This window comes from Pseudonocardia sp. TMWB2A (assembly GCF_017312135.1).
Map to the genome: position 1 here is coordinate 829,174 of NZ_QKQY01000001.1, position 14,071 is coordinate 843,244.

Genomic DNA, 14,071 nt, shown 5'->3' on the forward strand with positions numbered 1-14,071 from the left:
GTCAGCGCGCTCCCTCATCAGGAGAAACGGGCGGCCTTGCAGGCTCGGGCGGTGTGACCGGCTGCATCTCCTTGACGATCGGATCTTCAGCCGGAGCCGATGGCCACAATGTCGTCGGAGCGTCCGGTGCATCCGGCGTCTGCGCACCCTGCTTCAGGAAGCGGTCGCGGTTCTCGGCCCATATGCCGAGGCAAGCGGGATCGCGGGTGGCGGCCTCGCCCATGTCCCGGCAACGGCGAAGGCGTTGGCGCAGGTCGCCAGTGTCGCCGCGTTGGCGTGCCTGGGGGCCGACCTCGGCAGGTTCGGGCTGGCGCGTGAACTCGATCACGGCGGCGGTGATGGCGACGCCGACGAAGACGACGGCGCCGAGCCGGGCAAGCATCTTGCCGTCCATGGGCGTCGCCTCCCTCAATTACCGCTGCTCGGGAACATCCGGGCATTGCCCGGCTGGTAGCCCGTGCCCGGCGTCAGGAAGCGGCGGCGCTGCTCGCGCCCCTGTTCCGCGGCGGCTGCCCGTTCGGCGTCGGTAAGTGCTTGCGCCCGGCCGTTGGCGGCGACGACGGCGGTGAGATCGGCAAGTTGCTGAGCCTGAAGCGCGAGGAGCTGGTTGCCGGCCTGTGTCGCCTGAAGTGCGCCGGTCGCGCCCTGGCTCGCCCCCACCAACCGCGACATCTCCGTGCGGTTGGTGTCGATATTGCCGACGACGGTGGCCTGCACCTTCATCGCATCCTGAAGGCTACCGACCGTGTTTTGCCAGCGGGAGCGGGCATCTGAGACAAGCTGCTGATCCGACGCGGAAAGCGAGACATTCCCATATTTCTGCTGAAATATCTGATCGATCTGCTGAACGTCGTAGGCGATGTTCTGTGCCTGATTGAGCAATTGCTGGGTGCGCTGGACCGACTGCTGAATCTGCTGGAGCGACGAGATCGGCAGGTTCGCCAGATTGCGAGCCTGATTGATGAGCATCTGCGCTTCGTTCTGAAGCGAGGTGATCTGGTTGGTGATCTGCTGAAGGCTCCGGGCGGCCGTCAGCACATTCTGCACATAGTTCGTCGGGTCATAGACGATCCATTGCGCCTGTGCGGGCGCGGGCAGCATCGGGGCAAACGCGACGGGGGCGATGAGCAGCGCGGCAGCAAGCCGCGCCACGCGGGAACGGCGCAGTTTCATGGCAGTTTCTCCAGATTGGTGAGGTCGGGGATGAGGTCGGCGGCCCAATCGACGCCGCGATGGCGTAGCCAGGCGTTGAGAAAGCGATCCGGGCCGTGTTCGGCGAGGAGCTGGGCGATGATGGTCTGATCGGATTTGCCGGACGCGGCGCAGAGCGACAGCGCCACGTCGCTGAGGCCGAGGTCGAACAGGCGATTGCCGCGCCGGGACTGGCAGTAATAGTCGCGCTTGGGCATCGCCCGCGCGAGGATCTCGATCTGACGATCGTTGAGGCCGAAGCGGCGGTAGATGGTGGTGATCTGCGGCTCGATCGCGCGCTCGTTCGGCAGGAGGAGCCGGGTGTGGCAGCTTTCGATGATGGCAGCCGCAATCACGCTGCCGTCAATGTCCGAGAGGCTTTGCGTGGCGAAGATAACGCTGGCGTTCTTCTTACGCAGCGTCTTCAGCCATTCGCGAAGTTGGCCGGAGAACCCCTCGTCGTCGAGCGCGAGCCAGCCCTCATCGACGATGATGAGCGTCGGCGATCCGTCGAGCCGGTCTTCGATCCGGTGGAACAGATAGGCCAGCACGGCGGGTGCGGCGTCCGTGCCGATCAGCCCTTCTGTCTCGAACGCCTGAACGGTGGCCGTGCCGAGATGTTCGCTCTCGGCGTCGAGCAGCCGGCCCCAGGCGCCGCCGATGCAATAAGGCCGGAGCGCCTGCTTCAGGTCATTGGACTGGAGCAGGACGCACAGGCCGGTGATGGTGCGCTCGCCCACTGGCGCGGAGGCCAGCGAAGTCAGCGCCGTCCAGATGTGCTCCTTCACCTCGGGCGTGATGGTGACGCCTTCGCGCAGGAGAATGGCGACGATCCAGTCCCCGGCCCACGCGCGTTCGCTCGTCTCCTCGATGCGGGCGAGCGGCTGGAGGCTGACGGACGTGTCCGAGCCGTCCGTCAGCCCGCCGCCGAGATCGTGCCAGTCGCCCCGCATGGCGAGCGCTGCGGCGCGGATCGAGCCGCCGAAGTCGAAGGCGAAGACCTGGGCGCCTCTGTAGCGGCGGAACTGAAGCGCCATGAGCGCCAGCAGCACCGACTTGCCCGCGCCGGTCGGGCCGACGACGAGCGTATGGCCGACATCGCCGACGTGAAGGGAAAACCGGAACGGGGTCGAGCCTTCGGTCTTGCCGAAGAGCAGTGGGGGCGCTGCAAAATGCTCGTCCCGTTCCGGCCCCGCCCACACCGCCGAAAGCGGAATCATGTGGGCGAGATTGAGCGTGGAGATCGGCGGCTGCCGGACATTGGCATAGACATGCCCTGGCAATGATCCGAGCCAGGCATCCACGGCGTTGATGGTCTCTGCCATCGCCGTGAAGTCGCGGCCCTGGATGACCTTCTCCACGAGGCGTAGTTTTTCGTCGGCGATGCGCGGATCGGCGTCCCACACCGTCACGGTGGCGGTGACATAGGCGATGCCGGCATAGTCCGCGCCGAGTTCCTGAAGCGCGAGATCGGCATCCGCTGCCTTGTTCGACGCATCCGTGTCCACCAGCGCGGATTGCTCGTTGGTCATCACCTCCTTGAGGATCGCGGCGACGGATTTGCGCTTGGCGAACCATTGCCGCCTGATCTTCGTCAGCAGCTTGGTCGCGTCGGTTTTGTCGAGCAGGATGGCGCGGGTGGACCAGCGATAGGGAAAGGCCAGCCGGTTCAGCTCGTCGAGCAGACCCGGCGTTGTCGCGGTCGGAAATCCGGTGATGGTCAGCACGCGTAGATGCTGATCGCCCAGGCGCGGCTCCAGCCCGCCGGTCAGCGGCTGATCGGCGAGCAGCGCATCGAGATAGATCGGGGTTTCGGGGACGCGGACACGGTGCCGGTGCGTTGACACGCAGCCATGCAGATAGGTCAGCATCTCGCTATCATCGAGCCAGCGGCATTCCGGCATGAAGGCTTCGATCAGACGGAGCAGCCGGTCGGTCCGGTCGGCGAAGGCGTTGCACAGCTCGTTCGGATCGATGCCAGCCTTCTCGCGTCCCTCGTAGAGCCAGGTTTCCGCGCGCGCGGCGTCCTCGGCAGGCGGCAGATAGGTGAAGGTCAGGAAGTAGCTGGACTCGAAATGCGCGCCCGCTTCCTCGAAATCTGCCTTGCGCTCGGCATCGACCAATGCGGACGCCGCATCGGGAAACGTGCTGACGGGATAGATCGCGGCCGGATGGCGCTGCGCTTCCACGAAGATCGCCCAACCGGAGCCAAGGCGGCGGAAGGCGTTGTTGAGACGACCGGCGACGGCGACCAGTTCGGCGGGCACAGCCGAATCGAGATCGGGGCCGCGAAACCGTGCCGTGCGCTGGAAGCTGCCATCCTTGTTGAGCACGATGCCGGGGCCGACAAGGGCTGCCCAGGGCAGGAAGTCGGCAAGGCGGCTGTTGCGATTGCGATATTCGGCGAGGTTCATCATCGGTGCGCTCCCCCTCAGACCGTGAGATGTGCGGGGATGCGCAGATGGCGGCGGCCGACATCAACGAAGAGCGGGTCGCGCTTCGCCGCCCACACCGCCGCGAAATGCCCGATCGCCCAGATGGCGAGACCCACCAGCCAGAGGCGCAGGCCCAGGCCGACCGCGCCTGCCAGCGTGCCGTTCATGATGGCGATGGCGCGCGGAGCGCCGCCGAGCAGGATCGGCTCGGTCAGCGCCCGGTGGGCCGGCACGGTGAAGCCCGGAACCTCGCTCCCCTGTTCGACGACGCCCGCCATCAGACCAGCGCTCCGCCGCCGAACGAGAAGAACGACAGGAAGAAGCTCGACGCGGCGAACGCGATCGAGAGGCCGAAGACGATCTGGATCAGACGGCGGAAGCCGCCCGACGTATCGCCGAAGGCCAGTGCGAGGCCCGTGGTGATGATGACGATCACGGCGATGATCTTGGCGACCGGGCCTTCGATCGACTGGAGGATGGATTGCAGCGGCGCTTCCCAGGGCATGGACGAGCCGGAGGCATGGGCGGGCGCGGCCATCATCAGGCTCACGACGGCGACTGAAGCCGTCATGGTGAGGTGATGGAGCAATTGATATGGGCGCCGATCAGCGAGATGTATGGCGCGCAGACGTTGGATCATGGATGGTCTCCTTCGGGGCTGAGGGCTTGGGCTGAGGAAGTCGCAGCGCCGTCGCCCTCGATGACGGCGGGCGCGACGCGGTAATCGCCGTCCGGGCCAAGGCCCTCGACACGGGCGAGTTCGGTGAGCCGGCGTGCGGAGCCGCGTCCGGAGAGGACGGCAACGAGGTCGATGGTCTCGGCGATCAGCGCGCGCGGAACGGTGACGACAGCTTCCTGGATGAGCTGTTCCATCCGGCGCAGCGCGCCGATGGCGCTGCCGGCGTGGATGGTGCCGACGCCGCCGGGATGGCCGGTGCCCCATGCCTTCAGGAGATCGAGCGCTTCCGCGCCGCGCACCTCGCCGACCGGGATGCGGTCGGGGCGCAGGCGTAAGGATGAGCGAACGAGATCCGACAGGGACGCCACGCCATCCTTGGTCCGCATGGCGACGAGGTTGGGCGCGGCGCATTGCAGTTCGCGCGTGTCCTCGATGATGACGACGCGATCGGAAGTCTTCGCCACCTCGGCCAGGAGCGCGTTGGTCAGTGTGGTCTTGCCGGTGGAGGTGCCGCCCGCCACGAGAATGTTGGCGCGGGACACGACGCCCTTGCGCAACGCCTCGGCCTGGGTAGCCGTCATGATCCCGGCCCGGACGTAATCGTCGAGCGTGAACACGGCGACGGCGGGTTTGCGGATGGCAAAGGCAGGCGCGGCGACGACGGGTGGCAGCAGGCCCTCGAACCGCTCCCCTGTCTCGGGCAGCTCGGCCGAGACGCGCGGGCTGCCCGCGTGGACTTCGGCGCCGACGTGATGCGCGACGAGGCGCACGATGCGTTCGCCATCGGCGGGCGACAGTCGCTCGCCGGTATCGGACAGCCCTTCGGAAAGCCGGTCGATCCAGATGCGGCCATCCGGGTTCAGCATCACCTCGACGATCGCGGCGTCTTCGAGAAACCGTGCGATGGCCGAGCCGAGCGCGGTGCGCAGCATCCGCGCGCCGCGTGCCAAACTTTCCGAATAGTGATGTGAAACGGCCATCTGATCCCCGTGTTCGCCGGGGAGACATCAGACGGTCCCCGGACGGGGATGATTAAAAGAGCCGGAAATTAGGCGGATTCAACAAGTATCTAACACCCGGCGGCCATAGCGAAGAAACGGCGGCAATCGGCGGGATTGATTATTGGACGCCGCACACCAGAGGCGTCCGCTATTCTGTATCGTCTGCTCTATTGCGTCGCGAGTCGATGTCACGCGACAGGTCTTTCAGGAACCGATCGCCGGTTGCCAGCTTCCGACCGAGCGTTTGAAGAAAGCCATCGAACCGTTCCGTGCCTTTGGCTCGCGCCGATGCCTGTGCGCTGTCGGGCAACGGCGGCATGACGGTCAGCCAGAAGCGGATGAACAGCGAGAGCGTTTCTCCGAGAATGGCGAGGTCTTCGTCCATGCCCTCGATCTGGCGGCCTATCCGGTCCATGCGGCGGGCGAACACGGCTTCCAGCCGCTCCGAGGCGTCGGCCGACAGGAACGACGCGACGGCGGCTTCGATCACGGCGGACTTGGAGATATTGCGGCGGAGCGCCAGAGCCTCGACCTTCTTCAGGAGGTCGGGGTCGAAATAGACGTTCATGCGGGTCTTCGTCTGCATGGCCGTCCCCTTCACAATTCTATGCCATCGGCAGGGTCCATCGACGCCTGCCGGGCAACCGATGTGACCTGCTGGCGGAAACTGCGCGCCTTGGCGGCATCCACGTCCGGCTCATCGTCGAGTATGTCGAACTCGCCGACTGGCGCGTGATCCGGCGGCGCGATCTCCTCATGCTCCGGCAATTCCGGCTCGCGGCGGATGCCTGCGTTAGCCGGATCGATGTTGGTGCTGCCAGCATTTCCCGGTGCAACCCCAGCCGACGCAGCCGGGATCGCCAGCGCCGACCAGTCGTCGGCGGGTGGCGTTGCCGGCGCTTTCGACGTTCCCGGCTTCGGTGGCGGCAACAGGCGCTCCCGGAACCGCGCATCTTCGTAGTAGCGCGCCTTCTTCGCCCGGATTGGCGGCACGCCCGCGACCAGCAGCAATTCGTCGGCGGGCGGAAGCTGCATTACCTCGCCGGGGGTGAGCAGCGGCCGGGCCGTCTCCTGCCGCGACACCATGAGGTGGCCGAGCCAGGGCGACAGCCGGTGCCCGGCATAGTTGGTGGAATCGCGCATCTCAGTCGCGGTGCCGAGCGCATCCGATACCCGTTTGGCGGTGCGCTCGTCATTGGTGGCGAAGGCGACACGCACATGGCAATTGTCGAGCACGCTGTTGTTTGCGCCATATGCCTTCTCGATCTGGTTGAGGCTCTGCGCGATCAGGAAACTCTTGATGCCGTAGCCCGCCATGAAGGCCAGCGCGCTCTCGAAGAAGTCGAGCCGGCCGAGCGCCGGGAACTCATCCAGCATCAGCAGGAGACGATGCCGGTTGGCGGAGGTCTTCAGGTCTTCTGTCAGCCGCCGCCCGACCTGATTGAGCAGCAACCGGATCAGCGGCTTGGTGCGGTTGATGTCGGAGGGCGGGACAACGAGATAGAGGCTGACCGGCCGTTCCGCCGTCACCAGATCAGCAATGCGCCAGTCGCACCGCGCCGTCACCTTCGCCACCACGGGATCGCGATAGAGACCGAGGAACGACATGGCGGTCGAGAGCACGCCCGACCGCTCGTTGTCACTCTTGTTCAGCAGTTCGCGCGCCGATGACGCGATGACCGGATGAACGCCCGCTTCGCCGAGATGCGGCGTGTTCATCATGGCGCGCAGTGTCGCCTCTACGGGGCGCTTAGGATCGGAGAGGAAATTGGCAACGCCGGCGAGCGTCTTGTCCGCTTCAGCATAGAGAACATGCAGGATCGCCCCGACCAGAAGCGAATGGCTGGTCTTTTCCCAATGGTTGCGCTTGTCGAGCGCGCCTTCGGGATCGACGAGGATGTCGGCGATATTCTGCACGTCGCGGACTTCCTTGTCGCCGCGCCGCACCTCCAGCAGCGGATTATAGGCGGATGACGTGGGATCGGTCGGATCGAACAGCAGCACCCGACCATGCTTCGACCGGAAACCGGCGGTCAGCCCCCAGTTCTCGCCCTTGATGTCGTGAATGATTGTGCTGCCCGGCCAAGTCAGCAGCGTCGGCACGACGAGACCGACGCCCTTGCCCGATCTGGTCGGGGCGAAGCACAGCACATGCTCGGGGCCGTCATGACGGAGATAGTCGCGCTCGATCCGGCCGAGCAGGACCCCATCGGGGTCGAGCAGACCGGCGGCCTTGATCTCTTCCGGTTCAGCCCAACGCGCCGATCCATAGGTGGCGACATTCTTCGCCTGTCGCGCACGAAGGACAGACATGCCGATCGCGACGGCGATGGCGATGAAGCCGCCCGAAGCCGCGATGATCGCCCCTTCGACGAACACCTTCGGTGCATAGGCATCGTAGAAATACCACCACCAGAAGAACGCTGGCGGATAGTAGATCGGCCAGCTCGCCACCATGAACCATGGCTCGCCGAGCTGCGCCTGAAAGCCGAGTTGCCACGCTGTCCACTGCGTCGCCGCCCATGTCGTCAACAAAATGGTGATGGAAACGAGGGCGATCTGCCCCCAAAGAATCTGACCTCCGCGCATACAGGCTCCGATCGGCAAAAGAGACGGAGCCGATCAGAGAATAGCCGTTCCGGCCAGAAGCAACAGAAAATCCGATGCGTCGGGGTATCGGATACTATGGCGAAGAAAAAGGACGGTCAGTGGCGTGTCGAGCGCGCTTCCGCCGCTGCTTGTTCCAATATCTTACGGTAGCCCACCTTCGTCATCCAACGCGCCCGAGCGAGATGACTTTCCCAGCATCGGCGTGTGCGTTCGGCGTCCGTCACCGGGTCACGATGCAGGACGATCCGCGCGACTTCCGTCCAGTCTGCCCTATCGGCTTCGGCGTCGAGCAGCCGCATGTAGGTGACGAAGTGCGCCTCGTCATAAATCGTGATCGCTGGCTCGGTCGGAGCCAGGTCATCGACCTCGGGGTCAAGCTCAGGGCGCACTCGCATTGCACGGCCCTCCCTAAGATGTAGCGCCGCATGGAATCCCGAAATGGGATAATCCTGAATCAGGATTAGCGCAAAGGCTCCCCTCTTTCAATGGAGAGCCCTCTCGAATGCAGAAGTCCTTGCGCACGCCCCGACAAATACTTCTGCAATCTCTGCTTGTCGAAGCGCGCAAGGCCAAAGGATTGACGCAGGCTGAGTTGGCTGAAACGTTGAACAAGCCGCAATCTTTCGTTGCCAAGTATGAGAATGGCGAACGGCGGATCGATGTCGTTGAATTCGTGGATATTACTGCGGCCCTTGGCGTCTCCGCCGCCGATCTCCTCGCCAGGATAGAGCCTGCCATCGCCCAACCGCGTCAGGTGGGTGATTAAATACCACAAGTCTACACGTCGACAACGCCACCCTGAGTGCGCGGCCGTGTCGGCGAGCGTTACGGTGTTGGGGCAGATTGCGGATTCGCTCGGGATCGAACCGAGCGAACGGCTCCAATCGTCAGAGCGAGCGCGCTGACCGGCTCATTTGCGCGGCTAGATCAAGCATGTTCAGCAATGCTGGATTGCGGTTATGAGGCGACCATACCGCGCTGAACCGCGCCGGTTCGGTCTCATCGGCGATTGATCGAAACACCACGCCGGGAAATGACACGTACGTCGTCGCCTCGCTGGTCAGTGTGATGCCGTCGCCAGCCGCGACCATACCCATAAGCGTGTCGCGCGCCACGTCGCAGCGGCGGATACAAGGTGAGCGCTGGCGCTCGCTGAGCCGACGTACGACATGCTCAAACACTTGCGGCCCGGTGCCGCCATGTCGGGCAAGAAAAATCTCATCGCCGAGGTCGAACCATGCGATGCTCTCCCGTTGCGCTAAGGGGTGATCTTTCGGAAGAGCCACCATGATCGGTTCGCACCACAGCGCTCGGGAATGGCAATCGGGTGAGTGGACGCCATCGATTACGAAGGCGACATCAAGCCTGCCCTCACGGACCATTGCGATGGTTTCAGACGAACGCCCCTCCAGCACAGATTGCTCGACCATTGGATAACTGGCGCGATACCGGCGGCGAAGATCGACGAGGAAACCCGCGGCGATGGAACTATGTAGGCCGATCGCAAGATGCCCCTCCGTCCCATCGATCCTTGCGCCTGCCGTGCGCACTGCGTGATCCAGTTGGGCGATGCCAGCCGATACCCCGGCGATGAAATGTTGCCCGGCATCGGTCAACCGAACCCCGCGATGCCGCCGCTCGAACAACAGGATGCCCAGAGCATCTTCCAACCCCTTGATCCGAGTGCTGACGCTGGATTGCGTGGTACCAAGCACATTCGCTGCGTGATGGAAGTTCAACACTTCAGCGACGACGATGGCATGGCGTAAGGACACCAACGGAATACCGCGAAGATGATCGAAACCACCTTCCGGCTGATCCTTCCCAAGCTTCCGCCCCCAACGCATTGATGCCTATCCCGTCACTGCGATCTGCGTAAGCTTGGTTGACAGTTCCCACAGACGCTCGGCTTCGGTTACGCTGGTCGCATATTCTTTGACGCCGACGAACGGCTCGCTTGCTGTTTCCGCCCGGACGGCGATGTCACAATCTTCGCAATAGAGACCACCAAGCCCGTCGAGTTGCGGCGAGGTTGCCGCCCAGACCTGCGTCGCGGCTCCCTGGGCTGGTGTCTTAAAGGTGGGATCGGCTGGATTGCCGTTTGCATCGAGCCAGCCTTCGGCTGTCATCTCGGTTTGCGTGAGATGACGCTGGAGCGGCGTGAATATCTTGCCGGGATGGAGTGAGAAGGCGCGGATGCCGCGATCCCTGCCAATTCGGTCGAGATGGACCGCGAACAAGGCATTCGCCGTTTTCGACTGCCCATAGGCCCGCCATTTATCGTAGCCGCTCGTGAACTGTACGTCTTCCCAGCGGATCGGCGAAGCGTGATGCCCGGCGGAGGAAACCGAGACGACGCGCGCGCCTCCTTCGAGCAACGGCGAGATCAAATTCGTTAGTGCGAAATGGCCGAGATGATTGGTGGCGAACTGCGCCTCCCATCCCGGCCCGACCCGCATCTCCGGACACGCCATGATCCCAGCGTTGTTGATGAGCATGTCGAGATGGCTCTCGGCCGCGAGAAGTCGCTTGGCGAACAGATGAATGCTGGTGAGGTCTTCGAGATCAAGCGCGTCCACTATCACATTGGGAACATCATGCATGGCCGCCCGCGCCGCCTCAGGGTTGCGCGCGCCGACGATCACATGCGCGCCGGCTGCCGCTAGCGCCCTCGTGGTTTCCAGTCCGAGGCCGGAATGCCCACCGGTGACAATCGCGCATCTACCGGTCAGGTCGATACCTGCCAGCACGTCTGAGGCTGTTGTGCGGGCACCAAAGCCGGAGCCCAGAGGTTTCTGATGATCGGTCATATAGCTTCTCCGAAGTTGAGAGCGGTCCCGTGTGACACCGGACCTGTCCTTTCGCTTCAGGGGAGATTAGAGGTGGCCATCGAACGATCAATGTCCTATAGTTCGAATATCTTTCGTCATAGTACGGCATATCTGATTTGGACCCCCTATCCGAAGTTCTTTCCCTGCTGAGGCCCAGAACGGCGATCAGCGCCGGTCTCGATGCGGGCGGCGAATGGGCTATCCAGTTCCCCGCCCATGAAGGCATTAAATTCAACACCGTGATGCGGGGCTCCTGCTGGGTAAGCGTGGCTGGCGAAGCCGAACGGTTGCGGATCGAGGCCGGAGACTGCTTTCTGCTGACTCGTGGCTTGCCGTTCCTGTTCGCGACCGACAATCCACCACCGCCCATCGACTCCGCCACGATCTACGATTACGCGGTGGATGGCATCGCGACCTGCAACGGAGGCGGCGATTTCTTCCTGATCGGCGGGCGCTTCGCGTTCGAGGGGGATCACGCCGGGCTGCTATTTGGTGCGCTCCCCGCCATCGTCCATATTCGCGATGCCACTAACCAAGCGGCGGTGTTGCGTTGGGCACTGGAGCAACTGGCACTGGAATTGAAGCAGGGATCGCCCGGCGGGGCACTGATGGCCGATCATCTTGCGCAGATCATGTTGCTTCAGGTACTGCGACTCTGGCTCGCTTCCGGCAAGCAATCCGGCTGGCTGGGCGCGCTGGCCGATCACAGACTGACCCGTGCGCTTGGTGCGATGCACGCTGAACCGCAACGCCGCTGGACGCTGGTCGAGCTTGCCGGCCTCGCCGGTATGTCCCGCACGACTTTCGCCGAACGGTTTCGCGATGTTGTCGGACAGACGCCGCTCGACTATCTGGCGAGTTGGCGGATGCGGCTGGCCGCCGATCGATTGCATCGCAGCGCCGACAGTGTTGCCGCCATCGGCTTTTCTGTCGGTTATGAATCGGAGGCCGCGTTCAGCACTGCATTCCGCCGTGTAACGGGCCGCACCCCGATGCAGTATCGACGTACGGTGTCCCTATAATCTCACAAACCCAATCCCCGCTGCCGCCCCAACTGCCATGATACCGATCCGCCCTGCACGACGCCCGACACCTCACGTCCAAGCTGACGGTCAATGACCGGCCGCCACGGGACAAGGGTGAACTCGTGGGACTTTTCGACGATGGCGAACTTGCCGCTCGATAGCTGCACGGTCCCGGTGAGAGTGCCGGTAACGGTCTCGCCATCAATGGCGGTGCGAAACGGTGTCCCCTTTTTCGCAGCCATCTCAGCTCCGGCACGGGCCACTTCCCGCTCCTGAAGCGTCGCGATCAGATTGCGCCGATAAGCAATGCGGCCGTCCGTCTGACGGATGGCGTCGCCCCTGTCGATCAGGTTATCGCGCCGACGTTCCATCGCCTCGCGCACCTGCTCGCCGAACCCCGACGACGACAGCTCCGACGTGCTCGCACCGACCAGCCGTCGGTCGAGCCAGGTCGCGCCATCCGATCCAATCTGGCGCTCGAGGTCGAAGGTCGATAGGACGCGGATATTGGCACGGGCATTCCGGCCCGCGTCATGAGCGGCGGCGCGCGCTTCGAAATCCTCCGGGATGCGCCATTGATCGGCGTCGATCCGCTCCGCGATCCCGGCCCGCCGCAACGCCTCCAGGCGACGGACATGTGCATCGACGAAACCCTCATAGTCCCCACCCGGCACACGGCCGTCGAACCGGGCCTGCTCCAGATGCCGGCTCGGCCGATAGATGCCGTCTTCGGCCATGCCGGCGATAGCGCGATCGGACGGACGGCCTGCACTGTCGGGCGGCCCGATCGCGATGACGCTGCCGACGTGGGCGTCCTCGACGCGGGCCGGGTCGACGCCGGAGATGTGGTGCGTGCGCCCGTCGATCCCATCGACCACCAGCGTCAGATTCTCGCCCAGCTCGTCCGACAGATGTTTGTCGATGACGCGGCCGACGATCGGCGCCGCTGGCGCGGCATCGTGAATCTCGAAGCTCATCGGATCGCGTTCCGCGCCCTCGGCCCGGAGCGCCTTTTGCATGGTGCGGACGATGTCGCCGCGCTCGCCCATCTCGCGCAGGGTCGGCTCCAGCCGCTCGCTCAATTCCCAGACGCCCGGCGCGTGTTCGGTCGCGAGTCCCATGTCGCCGAGCTTGCCGAGACGGCGCAGCCGCATGGTCCGGTCTGACTGGCCGCGCAGATCGTCGGGTTCATGGCGCAGGTCGATCAAACGCGCATCGGCTTCCGCGATCATCGCCCGGTCGATGCGAGTGAGCCAGTCCTGATCGATCTCCGTCATGAGCTTTCGGCGCTGCTCGATCTCGGTGACGGGGCCGAGTTCCAGCGTCGCCAGTTCGCTCGCCCGCTCGCGGATTCCGCCCGCGAGATAGTCACCGTTGATGACGAGATCCTCGCCCGAGGCATCGCGGCCATTGACGATGACGTGGACATGGGGATGGCCGGTGTTGTGGTGATTGACGCCGACCCAATCGAGCTTGGTGCCCAGATCGGCTTCGACCTGCGCCATCAGTTCGCGGGTATAGTCCTTGAGGTCAGCAAGATCGGCGGCATCCTCGGGGGAGACGATGAAGCGGAACTGGTGGCGATCGTCCTTGCCGCGATCGAGAAAGGCATCGCCATCGGCGCGGTCATCTGCCGCCGAATAAAGCTGCCCACGTTCCCCGTCACGGGACGTGCCGTCGCGCTGGATGTAACGCAGATGCGCGGCGGCCTTGCCGCTCTTGCCCGCGCCGCGAACAGACCGCGATTTGACGATAACGCGGCGACTGCCGGGCTGGCGATGGTTCCAACCGCCCGACAGATTGCGGGCGCGCACGAAGGCCGCGCCGCGCCCGCGTTGGACGCCCCGGCCGGAGGCGATCATGTTCTTGCCCTTTGCGGCACGATTGGCGCCGCCGCCTTTCGCCGACCGGCTTCGACCTGACGCGGCCTGCTGCTGGCGGGCAATCTTGCGAACCTTGCTGAGGAAGCTCTTGGCCTGACGACCGGCCTTCGGCGCGTCAGAGCGCACACGGCCGGGCCTCGGCCGGAAGCGGTTGTCGTCGTCGGTGCTCATGGCTGAGCCATCCGAAACCGCCGATTTCGGGCAAGAGTGCCGCGAGAAACGCCGGAGATACTGGGTTTGCCGCGCTTCGCGGCACCATGAAGGCCCGGCGACGGTGCCGCCCCAAACAGTGTGCAGACAAGGGCTTGCCCCCCGGATCGGACCCATAGGGTGCCGTCCGCTTTAATCTTGCCCTCCCGCCTGCCTTTCCGTCCTGCCTCTCCTGCCCAGGGATGAGACTGTCGCCAGCCCCATCC

Annotated in this window: 14 protein-coding genes and 1 pseudogene; 2 read left to right on the forward strand and 13 right to left on the reverse strand. The window is 64.4% G+C overall.

The genetic code is table 11. The features are described 5' to 3' along the window. Position 1: 1 nt before the first annotated feature. From trbK-alt to DMP17_RS03830, 9 genes are all read right to left on the reverse strand, one after another. The gene (trbK-alt, locus tag DMP17_RS03790) at positions 2-394 is read right to left on the reverse strand and encodes a putative entry exclusion protein TrbK-alt (protein WP_337827749.1); all 393 of its coding nucleotides are present in this window, start codon (positions 392-394) and stop codon (positions 2-4) included. A 14-nt stretch (positions 395-408) separates the two neighbouring features. Next, positions 409-1,173 carry a P-type conjugative transfer protein TrbJ gene (gene trbJ, locus DMP17_RS03795; protein ID WP_279654575.1) on the reverse strand — a complete coding sequence of 255 codons (765 nt, stop codon included), beginning with the start codon at positions 1,171-1,173 and terminating at the stop codon, positions 409-411. Beyond that, entirely contained in the window at positions 1,170-3,608 is a 2,439-nt protein-coding gene (gene trbE / locus DMP17_RS03800) for a conjugal transfer protein TrbE (RefSeq protein WP_337827750.1), read from the reverse strand. Before trbE ends, trbJ begins: the two co-directional genes overlap by 4 nt. Before the next feature lie 14 nt (positions 3,609-3,622). Further along, positions 3,623-3,904 carry a VirB3 family type IV secretion system protein gene (locus tag DMP17_RS03805; RefSeq protein ID WP_337827751.1) on the reverse strand — a complete coding sequence of 94 codons (282 nt, stop codon included), beginning with the start codon at positions 3,902-3,904 and terminating at the stop codon, positions 3,623-3,625. Beyond that, on the reverse strand, positions 3,904-4,266 hold the full coding sequence (locus DMP17_RS03810) for a TrbC/VirB2 family protein (RefSeq protein WP_337827752.1): 363 nt from the start codon (positions 4,264-4,266) through the stop codon (positions 3,904-3,906). The genes DMP17_RS03805 and DMP17_RS03810 overlap by 1 nt, the downstream gene beginning before the upstream one ends. Then, complete coding sequence (trbB, locus tag DMP17_RS03815; protein WP_337827753.1) at positions 4,263-5,237, reverse strand: P-type conjugative transfer ATPase TrbB; 975 nt, start codon at positions 5,235-5,237, stop codon at positions 4,263-4,265. Before trbB ends, DMP17_RS03810 begins: the two co-directional genes overlap by 4 nt. A gap of 217 nt (positions 5,238-5,454) precedes the next feature. Further along, positions 5,455-5,892 (reverse strand): CopG family transcriptional regulator, encoded by a 438-nt coding sequence (locus tag DMP17_RS03820; protein WP_279654572.1) that lies wholly within the window; start codon positions 5,890-5,892, stop codon positions 5,455-5,457. An 11-nt stretch (positions 5,893-5,903) separates the two neighbouring features. Beyond that, positions 5,904-7,895 carry a conjugal transfer protein TraG gene (locus tag DMP17_RS03825; RefSeq protein ID WP_337827754.1) on the reverse strand — a complete coding sequence of 664 codons (1,992 nt, stop codon included), beginning with the start codon at positions 7,893-7,895 and terminating at the stop codon, positions 5,904-5,906. Between the two features lie 116 nt (positions 7,896-8,011). Then, positions 8,012-8,311 (reverse strand): hypothetical protein, encoded by a 300-nt coding sequence (locus tag DMP17_RS03830; RefSeq protein ID WP_443217816.1) that lies wholly within the window; start codon positions 8,309-8,311, stop codon positions 8,012-8,014. A gap of 107 nt (positions 8,312-8,418) precedes the next feature. On the opposite strand from DMP17_RS03830, the gene DMP17_RS03835 reads away from it, so the two are divergent. Beyond that, the gene (locus DMP17_RS03835) at positions 8,419-8,682 is read left to right on the forward strand and encodes a helix-turn-helix domain-containing protein (RefSeq protein ID WP_337827755.1); all 264 of its coding nucleotides are present in this window, start codon (positions 8,419-8,421) and stop codon (positions 8,680-8,682) included. 121 nt (positions 8,683-8,803) lie between these two features. Here the strand turns inward: DMP17_RS03835 and DMP17_RS03840 are convergent, their stop codons facing one another. Both DMP17_RS03840 and DMP17_RS03845 read right to left on the reverse strand, forming a co-directional pair. After that, a complete protein-coding gene (locus DMP17_RS03840) occupies positions 8,804-9,763 on the reverse strand; it encodes a LysR substrate-binding domain-containing protein (RefSeq protein WP_279654568.1) in 960 nt (319 codons plus the stop codon). Positions 9,764-9,769: 6 nt separating this feature from the next. After that, on the reverse strand, positions 9,770-10,726 hold the full coding sequence (locus DMP17_RS03845) for an SDR family NAD(P)-dependent oxidoreductase (RefSeq protein WP_337827756.1): 957 nt from the start codon (positions 10,724-10,726) through the stop codon (positions 9,770-9,772). 137 nt (positions 10,727-10,863) lie between these two features. Here DMP17_RS03845 and DMP17_RS03850 point away from each other — a divergent pair, with 137 nt between their 5' ends. Further along, positions 10,864-11,769, forward strand: coding sequence for an AraC family transcriptional regulator (locus tag DMP17_RS03850; protein WP_337827757.1), 906 nt, complete (start codon positions 10,864-10,866; stop codon positions 11,767-11,769). 2 nt (positions 11,770-11,771) lie between these two features. Here the strand turns inward: DMP17_RS03850 and DMP17_RS46350 are convergent, their stop codons facing one another. Next, entirely contained in the window at positions 11,772-13,049 is a 1,278-nt protein-coding gene (locus tag DMP17_RS46350; protein ID WP_443217871.1) for a DUF3363 domain-containing protein, read from the reverse strand. A 129-nt stretch (positions 13,050-13,178) separates the two neighbouring features. Then, positions 13,179-13,982: pseudogene (locus DMP17_RS46355) on the reverse strand (relaxase/mobilization nuclease domain-containing protein); the annotation flags it as partial. Between the last annotated feature and the right edge of the window lie 89 nt (positions 13,983-14,071).

What these genes read in the sequence shown, in the direction of transcription:
- DMP17_RS03825 (WP_337827754.1), bottom strand. Translation starts at nt 7,895, where the DNA reads ATGCGCGGAGGTCAGATTCTTTGGGGGCAGATCGCCCTCGTTTCCATC.
- trbJ (WP_279654575.1), bottom strand. Translation starts at nt 1,173, where the DNA reads ATGAAACTGCGCCGTTCCCGCGTGGCGCGGCTTGCTGCCGCGCTGCTC.
- DMP17_RS03820 (WP_279654572.1), bottom strand. Translation starts at nt 5,892, where the DNA reads ATGCAGACGAAGACCCGCATGAACGTCTATTTCGACCCCGACCTCCTG.
- DMP17_RS03845 (WP_337827756.1), bottom strand. Translation starts at nt 10,726, where the DNA reads ATGACCGATCATCAGAAACCTCTGGGCTCCGGCTTTGGTGCCCGCACA.
- DMP17_RS03830 (WP_443217816.1), bottom strand. Translation starts at nt 8,311, where the DNA reads ATGCGAGTGCGCCCTGAGCTTGACCCCGAGGTCGATGACCTGGCTCCG.
- DMP17_RS03805 (WP_337827751.1), bottom strand. Translation starts at nt 3,904, where the DNA reads ATGGCGGGCGTCGTCGAACAGGGGAGCGAGGTTCCGGGCTTCACCGTG.
- DMP17_RS03835 (WP_337827755.1), top strand. Translation starts at nt 8,419, where the DNA reads ATGCAGAAGTCCTTGCGCACGCCCCGACAAATACTTCTGCAATCTCTG.
- DMP17_RS03810 (WP_337827752.1), bottom strand. Translation starts at nt 4,266, where the DNA reads ATGATCCAACGTCTGCGCGCCATACATCTCGCTGATCGGCGCCCATAT.
- DMP17_RS03840 (WP_279654568.1), bottom strand. Translation starts at nt 9,763, where the DNA reads ATGCGTTGGGGGCGGAAGCTTGGGAAGGATCAGCCGGAAGGTGGTTTC.
- trbB (WP_337827753.1), bottom strand. Translation starts at nt 5,237, where the DNA reads ATGCTGCGCACCGCGCTCGGCTCGGCCATCGCACGGTTTCTCGAAGAC.
- trbE (WP_337827750.1), bottom strand. Translation starts at nt 3,608, where the DNA reads ATGATGAACCTCGCCGAATATCGCAATCGCAACAGCCGCCTTGCCGAC.
- trbK-alt (WP_337827749.1), bottom strand. Translation starts at nt 394, where the DNA reads ATGGACGGCAAGATGCTTGCCCGGCTCGGCGCCGTCGTCTTCGTCGGC.
- DMP17_RS46350 (WP_443217871.1), bottom strand. Translation starts at nt 13,049, where the DNA reads ATGACGGAGATCGATCAGGACTGGCTCACTCGCATCGACCGGGCGATG.